This is a genomic window from Stenotrophomonas rhizophila (genome assembly GCF_007667275.1).
GTDB lineage: Bacteria > Pseudomonadota > Gammaproteobacteria > Xanthomonadales > Xanthomonadaceae > Stenotrophomonas > Stenotrophomonas maltophilia_AE.
In genome coordinates, this window is the sequence record NZ_VDQT01000002.1 from 865,482 (window position 1) to 876,099 (window position 10,618).

Below are 10,618 nucleotides of genomic sequence, written 5' to 3' on the forward strand. Positions count from 1 at the left end.
CCGTTACAATGGGCGCCTGCGCCGTGCGCGGCGCCCTTTCCTTTTCCGCCAAAGAGTTGCTGCCCCATGTCCATCGTTCGCATGACCGACCTCGACCTTTCCGGCAAGCGCGTGCTGATCCGCCAGGACCTGAACGTGCCGATCGAAGACGGCCGCATCACCTCCGAACAGCGCATCACCGCATCGCTGCCGACGTTGAAGCTGGCCCTGGAAAAGGGCGCGGCGGTGATGGTCACTTCGCACCTTGGCCGCCCGCAGGAAGGCATGTGGAGCGAAGCCGATTCGCTGGCGCCGGTGGCGCTGCGCCTGTCCACCCTGCTGGGCGTGGACGTGCCGCTGGTGCGCGATTGGGTCGACGGCGTGGACGTTGCCCCGGGCTCCATCGTGCTGCTGGAAAACTGCCGCATGAACGTGGGCGAAGGCAAGGACGACGAAGCGCTGTCGCGCAAGTACGCCGCGCTGTGCGATGTGTTCGTGATGGACGCCTTCGGCACCGCGCACCGCGCCCAGGCATCCACGCACGGCGTGATCCGCTTCGCCCCGATCGCCGCCGGTGGCCCGCTGCTGATGGGTGAACTGGATGCGCTGGCCAAGGCGCTGGACGCACCGGCGCAGCCGCTGCTGGCGATCGTGGCCGGCAGCAAGGTCAGCACCAAGCTGGAACTGCTGGCCAACCTGGTCGGCAAGGTCGACCAGCTCATCGTCGGCGGCGGCATCGCCAACACCTTCATCGCCGCCGCCGGCCATGCGGTGGGCAAGTCGCTGTACGAGCCGGACCTGCTCGAGACCGCGAAGAAGATCGTGGCCGACGCCAAGGCGCGTGGCGCCGACATTCCGCTGCCGACCGACGTGGTGGTGGCCAAGCAGTTCCTTCCCGATGCCGAAGCAACGGTGAAGGCCGTCACCGAGGTCGCCGACGACGACCTGATCCTCGATATCGGCCCGCAGACCGCCCAGCACTACGCCGGGCTGATCGCCAAGGCCGGTACCGTGGTGTGGAACGGCCCGGTCGGCGTGTTCGAGTTCGAAGCCTTCAGCCACGGCACCGAAGCACTGGCCCGCGCCATTGCCAGCTCGCCGGCGTTCTCCATAGCCGGTGGCGGCGACACCCTGGCGGCGGTGGACAAGTTCGACATCGCCAACCAGGTCAGCTACATCTCCACCGGTGGCGGTGCCTTCCTCGAGTTCCTCGAAGGCAAGACCCTGCCCGCCGTCGCGGCCCTCGAAGCACGGGGCGCGTGATGGGGGCGGGCACCCCCGACACCCTGTTCTTCGACCTCGACGGCACCCTCATCGACTCCGCACTGGGCATCACCCAGTGCGTGGCGCACGCGCTCACCGAGATGGGCAAGCCGGTGCCGCCGTACGCGGAACTGCTGCGCTGGATCGGCCCTTCATTGCGGATCAGCTTTGCCGCCGTGTTCGACGATCCCGCACGCATCGAGCAGGCGGTGGATTACTACCGCGAACGCTTCGACGTGGTCGGGTGGCGCGAACACGAGGTCTACCCGGGCATCGGCCAGGTGGTGCAGGACCTGCATGCACGCGGGCACCGGCTGGCGATCGTCACCGCCAAGAACGAGCCGCATGCACGGCGCATCGTCGAGCACCTGCCGTTCGGCGCGTGTTTCGATGACGTGATCGGGGCCACCCCGGACGGGTCGCGCAGCAGCAAGCCGGACCTGGTTGCCGAAGCGCTGCACCGCCTGCAGCTGGCGCCGGCGGCGTGCTGGATGATCGGCGACCGGCGCATGGACATCGAAGGCGCACGCCACCACGGCATGCGCAACATCGGCGTGCTGTGGGGCTTTGGCGGCGCCGAGGAACTGCAGGCGGCCGGTGCGCAGCACCTGGCGGAAACCCCGGAAGCCTTGCCCGCGTTGATCGCATGAGCCCGCGGCGGCGTACCGTACGCCGCCGCATGTCGTGATCGCGTCCCACGCTGTCCTGCGCGGTTCGCCTGGACTGTCCGCAAGACAACGGGCAAACCCAGTGCTGCCAACGCTGTAAACGTATTCATGGGACGTGAAGGGTGTGGTAATTTCGATCCTTTCCCGGGAGCCCATCCACCATGATTGAGCGTCAGCGCCGTACGAAGATCCTTGCCACCCTCGGTCCGGCCACCGATCCGCCGGGCGTGCTGGAGGATCTGTTCCGCGCCGGCGTGAACGTGGTCCGCCTGAACTTCAGCCACGGCGACCCGTCCGGCCAGGCCAAGCGCGCCGCCGACGTGCGCGCTGCCGCCGCCCGCGTGGGCGTGGAAGTGGGCATCCTGGCCGACCTGCCGGGTCCGAAGATCCGCATCGAGCGCTTTGCCGAAGGCAAGATCCAGCTCAAGGCCGGCGACCGCTTCGACCTGGTCGCCTCGCCGAGCGCACCGGCTGGCGACACCACCCAGGTGGGCGTGAGCTACCTGGGCCTGCCGCAGGACGTGGCCCCCGGCGACGTGCTGCTGCTCGACGACGGCCTGATGCAGCTGCAGGTGGTGGAAGTGCAGGGCGAGCGCATCATCAACACCGTGCTCAACGACGGCGTGCTGTCCGACCGCAAGGGCCTGAACAAGCAGGGCGGTGGCCTTTCGCTGGGCGCGCTGACCGAGCGCGACAAGGAGCTGATCGGCATCGTCGCCAAGATCGGCGTGGACTTCATCGCCGTCTCGTTCTGCCGCAACGCACAGGACATGAACGACGCGCGTGCGATCGCCGAACAGCACGGCTGCTATGCCGCGCTGGTGTCCAAGATCGAGCGCACCGAAGCGATCGAGAACCTGGAAGAGATCGTCGACGCCAGCGACGTGGTGATGGTCGCCCGTGGCGACCTGGGCGTGGAAATCGGCGACGCCGAGCTGCCGGGCCTGCAGAAGAAGATCATCAAGGCCTCGCTGGCGCAGAACAAGGTGGTGATTACCGCCACCCAGATGCTGCAGTCGATGGTTGAAAGCCCGATCCCGACCCGCGCCGAAGTGCTCGACGTGGCCAACTCGGTCATCGACGGCACCGACGCGGTGATGCTCTCGGCCGAAACCGCGGCCGGTGCCTATCCGGTCAAGGCGGTCGAAGCGATGGCCCGCATCTGCCTGGGTGCCGAGCGCCAGTTCCAGACCGAGACCGATTTCGGCGCCTCGCCGCGCAACCTGGAGCGTGCCGACCAAGCCATCGCCATGGCCACCATGTTCCTGTCCCAGCACGTGGGCGTGCGCGCGATCGTGGCGATGACCGAATCCGGTGGTACCGCGCGCTACCTGTCGCGGTTCCGCGCCTCGGCGCCGGTCTACGCGGTGACCCGCCATGACGGCGCCCGCCGCCAGATGGCGCTGATGCGCGACGTATTCCCGATCAACTTCGACAGCCGCGGCCTGACCCCGCGCGAGGCCGCGCGAGGCAGCATCCGCCTGCTGGTCGAGGCCAACCAGATGCAGGCCGGCGACCGCGTGGTGTTCACCAGCGGCGAGCACATGGAAACCCACGGCGCCACCAATACCCTGCGCCTGCTGGAAGTCGGCGAAGACGGCCGCGCCAGCGGCCTGGGCGACCTGTAAGGAATCGGAGGAGCCGGGCAGTGCCCGGCGCCTCGCGGTAGCGCCGGCCGTTGGCCGGCCCAGGCGGTAGTGATCGACCCAAGGTACATCGGCTGCCCATGAAAGCGGTTCCAACTTCCGTGAACAGCCAGTTCACGGAAGCGGCCCGCTATAATCGTGTTTTTCCCGCACCCGCCACAGGAAATACATGAGCATCGAACAGCTGGCTGAAACCGCCCAGGCCATGGTCGCCCCGGGCAAGGGCATCATCGCCATCGACGAATCCACCGGTACCATCGCCAAGCGCTTCGCCAGCGTCGGCATCGAGAATACCGAAGAGAACCGTCGTGCCTACCGCGAGCTGCTGCTGACCACGCCGAAGCTCAACGAGCATATTTCCGGCGCGATCCTGTACGACGAAACCATCCGCCAGTCGACCAAGGACGGCGTGCCGTTCGCCAAGTACATGGCCGATCACGGCATGATCCCGGGCATCAAGGTCGACAAGGGCGCCCATCCGCTGGCCGGTTGCCCGGGCGAGATGGTCACCGAAGGGCTCGACGGCCTGCGTGAGCGCCTGCAGGAGTACTACAAGCTGGGTGCGCGCTTCGCCAAGTGGCGTGCGGTGATCAACATCGGCGAAAGCATTCCGTCGGGTACCTGCATCGAGTCCAACGCCCACGCGCTGGCCCGTTATGCCGCGCTGTGCCAGGAATGCGGCCTGGTGCCGATGGTCGAGCCGGAAGTGATCATGGACGGCGACCACGACATCGAGACCTGCTACGAAGTCACCGAAGCCACCCTGCGCTCGCTGTTCGACGCGCTGTACCAGCAGAACGTGCTGCTGGAAGGCACCATCCTGAAGGCGTCGATGGTCATCTCCGGCAAGGGCTGCGACGAGCAGGCCGACGTCGAGGAAGTGGCCGAATCGACCGTCATGTGCCTCAAGAGCACCGTGCCGGCGATCCTGCCGGGCGTGGTGTTCCTGTCCGGTGGCCAGAGCGATGAGCAGTCCACCGCCCACCTCAATGCCATGAACCAGATGGGCAACCTGCCGTGGCCGCTGAGCTTCTCCTACGGCCGCGCCATGCAGCAGGCCGCGCTGAAGCTGTGGGCCAAGGACACCAAGGCCAACGTCGCCAAGGCACAGCAGACCGTGTACGACCGCGCCAAGGAAAATGGCCAGGCCGCACTGGGCAAGTGGAACGGCTGATCCGCGCCGCACCTGCGTAACAAAAAACGCCGGCGGTTTCGCCGGCGTTTTTTTTCGCCCGTAGAGCCACGCCCTGCGTGGCTGGCGGGTTGCCGGCCTACGGCAGCCACGCAGGGCGTGGCTCTACCGTGGGGCAGGGCAGTCCTGGGGCCACATCGCCCGGTTGCCCCAACGTAGCCAGTGCCGACTGGTACACCTTGAAGGTCGCCGCGTTGTAGGCCACCAGGATGATCCGCTGGGGCTCGCGGTGCGAACGCTGCCAGGCCAAGGTTTCGGTGGCGGCGATCTGTGCGGCCTGGTGCAGCGGATAGCCGAACACGCCGCAGCTTATCGCCGGAAACGCGATCGAACGCAGGCCCATCTTCTCGGCCAGCTGCAGCGACTTCCAATAGCAGTTGGCCAGCAGCTCGGGTTCGGCGCGGGTGCCATCGTTCCACACCGGCCCCACGGTATGCAGCACGTGACGTGCCGGCAGGTTGTAGCCCGCCGTGGCGCGCACCTCCCCGGTCGGGCAGCGAACGCCCGGGCGGAGCTCCGGCAGCGCCGCGCATTCGGCCAGCAGCTGCGGGCCGGCGGCGCGGTGGATGGCACCGTCCACGCCGCCGCCGCCCAGCAGTGACTCGTTGGCCGCATTGACGATCGCATCCACCGCCAGGGTCGTGATGTCGCCCTGCCACACTTCGATCTTCATGCGTGCCGCTCCTTACTGATACCGGGTCCATACAACGGGATGACTGCCACCTCACACGCTAGCGGCCAGGGCATCTAGGCTGCGTCATCATCGTCTCAGGCAGTGCGACCCGGAAACGCGGACGCCCACCTTGAGGGTGGGCGTCGGAGGGGGGGCATGGATCCCGTTCAGGGCAGGCCGGCCAGCCAGTCGTCGTCCGATCCTTCGTTGATGTCGGCAAACAGCGGCGTGGAGAAATAACGCTCACCGGTATCCGGCAGCATCGCCAGCAGCACGCTGCCCGGCGCGGCCTTGGCGGCCACGTCCAGCGCGCTGGCGACCGTGGCGCCGGCCGAGATGCCGACGAAGATCCCTTCCTCGGCCGCCAGCCGGCGCGACGTCTCGATGGCGCGGGCGTCGTCGATCTTCAGCAGCTCGTCGAAGACTTCGCGGTTCAGCACCTCCGGCACGAAGTCCGGGGTCCAGCCCTGGATCTTGTGCGGCTTCCATTCGGCCCCACCCAGCAGCGCCGCGCCTTCCGGTTCGGTGGCGATGATCCGGGTTTCCGGGCGCGCCACCTTGAGCACTTCGCCCACCCCGGTGAGGGTGCCGCCGGTGCCCCAGCCGGTGACGAAGTAGTCCAGGCGCCTGCCGGCGAAGTCGCGCAGGATTTCAGCCGCAGTGGTGTTGCGGTGGTAGGCCGGATTGGCCGGGTTGGTGAACTGGCTGGCCAGGAACCAGCCATGTTCTTCAGCCAGTTCCCGCGCACGCTTGACCATGCCCGAACCACGCTCGGCGGCCGGGGTCAGGATCACCTTGGCGCCATAGGCGCGCATCAGCTTGCGGCGCTCGATCGAGAAGGTTTCGACCATGGTGGCCACGAACTTGTAGCCGCGCGCGGCCGCGACCATGGCCAGCGCCACGCCGGTGTTGCCCGAGGTCGCCTCGACGATGGTGTCGCCGGGCTTGAGCACCCCGCGTGCTTCGGCATCCAGGATGATCGCCAGGGCCAGCCGGTCTTTCACCGAGCCGCCGGGATTGAACGATTCCACCTTCGCATACAGGGTGACGTGGTCGGGGGCGATACGGTTCAGGCGCACCACCGGGGTGTTGCCGATGGTGTCCAGGATCGAGTTGTACAGGGCCATGGGAAACGCTCCGCGGATTCGATGACGGGCCACGGACGCGCCGCGGCGGGAGGGAAGGGCAGCGCAGGTGGCTTTCACGCGCCGGGCGCGACCGGGGTCCGCCAGACCGTAGCGCCGGCATATGACCGCGCGAAATGACCTGATACCCTTCATAAACAACATTTGGTTATAAGCTGGTGACGGCAACTGGCTTACAGTCGGTCGACCCTCCCTCCCTGCCTGCGCGCACGCCCATGACGCTGACCCAACTTCGTTATCTGGTGGCCATCGCCGACGCCGAGCTCAACATCACGCTGGCCGCCTCGCGGGTGCATGCCACCCAGCCGGGGCTGTCCAAGCAGCTCAAGCAGCTGGAAGATGAACTGGGCTTCCTGCTGTTCGTGCGCAAGGGTCGCAGCCTGGAGGCGGTGACCCCGGCGGGCGTGGAAGTGATCGGTCGCGCCCGCGCGGTGCTGTCCGAAGCCAACAACATCCGCACCTATGCCGCCAACCAGCGCCGGGAAAGCCAGGGCCAGCTGATCCTCACCACCACCCACACCCAGGCGCGCTTCGTGCTGCCGCCGGCCGTGGCGCGGATCAAGCAGGCCTACCCGCAGGTGAGCGTGCACCTGCAGCAGGCCGCCGAAAGCGACGCGCTGGACCTGCTCAGCCAGGGCGATGCGGATATCGCCATCATCAGCACCGCCGGCGCCGAACCCACCGCCGGCATCGCCATTCCGCTGTACCGCTGGCGACGGCTGGTACTGGTGCCGCGCGGGCACGCGCTGGACCGCCCGGGCGCCGCGCCGGACCTGCAGGCGCTGTCCACCCAGCCCCTGATCAGCTACGAATCTTCCACCCGCGGCAGCTCCTCGCTGCAGCGCGCCTTTGCCGCCTCGGGGCTGACCCCGGACATCGCGCTGACCGCGCTCGATGCCGACCTGATCAAGACCTACGTACGCACCGGCCTGGGCGTGGGCCTGCTGGCGGAAATGGCGGTCAATGCCGGCGATGAAGACCTGCGCTCCTGGCCGGCTCCGGCGCCGATCGACGAATGCATCGCCTGGGCGGTCCTGCCGCGCGACCGGGTACTGCGCGACTATGCGCTGGAACTGGTGCACGTACTGGCCCCGCAGATCGACACCCGCGACCTGCGCCGCGTGATCGACGGCAACCAGGAGGCCGATTGGCCGGTGCCGCCGACGTGGGAATCGTTGACGCAGACGATTACGGTCTGACGTCGCCCGACCAACGGTCGGGCGCTACCGGTCCGGAGTCCGGTAGGTGACGACCGTTGGTCGTCACGCCGTCCCTGCGACGCTTGGTCGCAGGTGCCTGTTCAGGCGCGTGCGCGTGGAACCCGACCGCTACAATCTCGCGATGAACCGCCGTCGCAGCCCATACGCCGTCCTGCTGCAGCTCGCCTTCGTGGCGACGCTGCTGATGGCGCTGGCGCCATTGGTGAGCCGCTGGCAGCAGGCCCAGGGCCCGTCGGTGATGCTGATGCCCGGTGGCATGGCGCACGTGATGCCGCCGCATGAGATGGCCGCGCACGCGATGCCGGCGCATCACATGACGATGCACGGTTCGTCCATGCACGACATGTCCATGCACGACATGTCGCGCCACGCCGTCGCACCGGCCGATACCGCCCCCGCCGCGCCCATCGATCCCCACGCCGGACATGGCGAGGCCTGCGAATACTGCATGATGGCCTCGCGGCTGATGCCGTGGCTGGCCGTCCTGATCCTGCTGCTGCCGGCGCTGCGGGTCATCACGCCACCCGTGCTTCGCAGCGTCGCCACCCCGCGCAGCCTGCGCTGGCCCGCCCACGCAGCACGCGGGCCCCCGCTGCACGCCTGAAACCGCCACCTCATTTCCTGCTGCGCGACGCCGTCCCGGCGCCGCGCACCTGTGCGTTTTCCGGAGTTCCACCATGACCTTGACGTCCCGCAGCGCGGGCGCACTGACGCGCCTGTCTGTTTCGCTTTCGTTCGCCCTGGCCGCGCTGCCGCTGCACGCCGCCGAACGCGACCCCGCCCGCACCCTCGACACCCTGGTGGTCACCGCCAGTGCCCCGTCCTCGCCGCTGCAGTGGGTCACCGACCCGCGCCTGCCGCGCCAGCCGGTACCGGCCAGCGACGGTGCCGACTACCTCAAGACCGTGCCCGGCTTTGCCGCCATCCGCAACGGCGGCACCAATGGCGACCCGGTGCTGCGCGGCATGTTCGGTTCGCGCCTGAACATCGTCAGCAACGAAGGCAATCTCATCGGCGCGTGTCCCTCGCGCATGGACAACCCGCTGTCCTACATCGCCCCGGAAACCTTTGACCGCCTGACCATCATCAAGGGCCCGCAGAGCGTGCGCTGGGGCGCAGGCGCCTCGGCGGGCACCATCCGTTTCGAGCGCGACACCCCGCGCTTCGACGCCCCGGGGATCGACCTTGACGCCAGCGCACTGGTCGGTTCGCGCAACCGCAACGACCAGGTGCTCGACCTCACCGCCGGCGCCTCGCAGGGCTACGTGCGGGTCAATGGCAACCGCTCCGAAGCCGACGACTACGAGGATGGCAACGGCGACGTCGTGCCCTCCAGATGGCGCAAGTGGAACAGCGACGTCGCCCTCGGCTGGACCCCCGATGCCGATACCGTGCTCGAGCTTTCCGCCGGTACCGGCGATGCCATCGCCCGCTACGCCGGTCGCGGCATGGACGGCGCCGCCTTCAAGCGCACCAGCTACGCCGCCCGCTTCGAACGCGACAACCTGCCCGGCGCCTGGGACAAACTGCAGGCCAACGTCTACTACAACGACGCCGACCACCTGATGGACAACTACACCCTGCGCACGCCCAACCCGGACAGCAGCATGCCCATGCCGATGGCCGCCAACGTCGACCGCCGCACCACCGGCGGCCGCATCGCCTCCGAGTGGCGCTGGCAGGACATCGCCATCGTCGCCGGCCTGGACGCACTCGACAGCCGCCACCGCAGCCGCAACGGCATGGGCCGCAACACCTACCGCCAGACCCCATGGGCCAGCGACGCGCGCCAACGCAATCGCGGTGTATTCACCGAAATCACCCTCGGCGAAGGCACCCCGCAGCGCTGGGTGGGCGGGCTGCGCATCGACCGCGCCGAGGTCACCGACGAACGCGCCAGCGCCGGCATGATGGCCATGCCCAACCCCACCGCCGGCCAGACCCGCCGCGAAAGCCTGGGCAGTGGCTTCCTGCGCATCGAGCGTGACCTGGGCAGCGCACTCACCACCTACGCCGGCATCGGCCACAGCGAGCGCATGCCCGACTACTGGGAACTGTTCTCCCCCGACATGGGCCCGGTCGGCAGCATCAACGCCTTCAGCAGCGTGCAGCCGGAAAAAACCACCCAGCTCGACCTCGGCCTGCAGTACCGCACCGACCGCCTCAACGCCTGGGTCTCGGCCTACGCCGGCCGCCTGCAGGACTACATCCTGTTCACCTACCGCGACGGCGGCATGATGGGCAGCAGCACCCAGGCGACCAATGTCGACGCCCGCATCGCCGGCGCCGAAGCCGGCGCCGACATCGCCCTCGCGCACGGCTGGAAGCTGGGCGGCACCCTGGCCTATGCCTGGGGCGAAAACCGCACCGACGGCAGCGCCCTTCCGCAGATGCCGCCACTAGAAGCCCGCCTGAGCGCCGGCTGGCAAGGCGCGCGCTGGAGCGCCGGCGCACTGGCCCGCGCCGTCACCCACCAGCACCGCATCGCCAGCGGGCAGGGCAATGTAGTGGCCCGCGACCTCGGCCCCAGCGCGGGCTTCGCCACGTTCGCACTGAACGCGGGCTACCGCTTCAGCGACGCACTCCAGCTCAGCGCCGGCATCGACAACCTGTTCGACCGCGCCTACAGCGAACACCTCAACCTCGCCGGCAGCGCCGACTTCGGCTTCCCCGCCGACCCGGTACGCATCAATGAACCGGGCCGCACGCTGTGGATGAAGGTGAATTACAGGTACTGAAGCAGGTGCCGACCGTTGGTCGGCACGCCACACGGGTACGCCACACGGGCACGCCACACGGGTAGGGTCGGTTCCCAAACGACCGCCGTGAACG

Annotated in this window: 9 protein-coding genes; 7 read left to right on the forward strand and 2 right to left on the reverse strand. The window is 68.3% G+C overall.

What is annotated here, in order from left to right; translation table 11 throughout:
- The first annotated feature begins 66 nt into the window (after positions 1-66).
- From FSZ13_RS09885 to FSZ13_RS09900, 4 genes are all read left to right on the forward strand, one after another.
- A complete protein-coding gene (locus tag FSZ13_RS09885; RefSeq protein WP_145479344.1) occupies positions 67-1,242 on the forward strand; it encodes a phosphoglycerate kinase in 1,176 nt (391 codons plus the stop codon).
- The gene (locus tag FSZ13_RS09890; RefSeq protein ID WP_145479345.1) at positions 1,242-1,892 is read left to right on the forward strand and encodes an HAD hydrolase-like protein; all 651 of its coding nucleotides are present in this window, start codon (positions 1,242-1,244) and stop codon (positions 1,890-1,892) included. Before FSZ13_RS09885 ends, FSZ13_RS09890 begins: the two co-directional genes overlap by 1 nt.
- Before the next feature lie 179 nt (positions 1,893-2,071).
- Positions 2,072-3,538 carry a pyruvate kinase gene (pyk, locus tag FSZ13_RS09895; RefSeq protein ID WP_145479346.1) on the forward strand — a complete coding sequence of 489 codons (1,467 nt, stop codon included), beginning with the start codon at positions 2,072-2,074 and terminating at the stop codon, positions 3,536-3,538.
- A gap of 187 nt (positions 3,539-3,725) precedes the next feature.
- Positions 3,726-4,730, forward strand: a complete 1,005-nt coding sequence (locus tag FSZ13_RS09900) for a class I fructose-bisphosphate aldolase (protein ID WP_017356577.1) — start codon at positions 3,726-3,728, stop codon at positions 4,728-4,730.
- Positions 4,731-4,827: 97 nt separating this feature from the next.
- Here the strand turns inward: FSZ13_RS09900 and FSZ13_RS09905 are convergent, their stop codons facing one another.
- Positions 4,828-5,421, reverse strand: coding sequence for an O-acetyl-ADP-ribose deacetylase (locus FSZ13_RS09905; protein WP_145479347.1), 594 nt, complete (start codon positions 5,419-5,421; stop codon positions 4,828-4,830).
- A gap of 167 nt (positions 5,422-5,588) precedes the next feature.
- Entirely contained in the window at positions 5,589-6,548 is a 960-nt protein-coding gene (gene cysK / locus FSZ13_RS09910) for a cysteine synthase A (protein WP_145479348.1), read from the reverse strand.
- Positions 6,549-6,781: 233 nt separating this feature from the next.
- On the opposite strand from cysK, the gene FSZ13_RS09915 reads away from it, so the two are divergent.
- The 3 genes from FSZ13_RS09915 (at position 6,782) to FSZ13_RS09925 (ending at position 10,524) form a co-directional block, all read left to right on the forward strand.
- A complete protein-coding gene (locus tag FSZ13_RS09915; RefSeq protein ID WP_145479349.1) occupies positions 6,782-7,765 on the forward strand; it encodes a LysR family transcriptional regulator in 984 nt (327 codons plus the stop codon).
- A 142-nt stretch (positions 7,766-7,907) separates the two neighbouring features.
- Positions 7,908-8,390, forward strand: coding sequence for a DUF2946 family protein (locus tag FSZ13_RS09920; RefSeq protein WP_428999987.1), 483 nt, complete (start codon positions 7,908-7,910; stop codon positions 8,388-8,390).
- Positions 8,391-8,463: 73 nt separating this feature from the next.
- Positions 8,464-10,524: a TonB-dependent copper receptor gene (locus tag FSZ13_RS09925; RefSeq protein ID WP_145479350.1), complete on the forward strand. Its 2,061-nt coding sequence runs from the start codon at positions 8,464-8,466 to the stop codon at positions 10,522-10,524.
- The last annotated feature ends 94 nt before the right edge of the window (positions 10,525-10,618 follow it).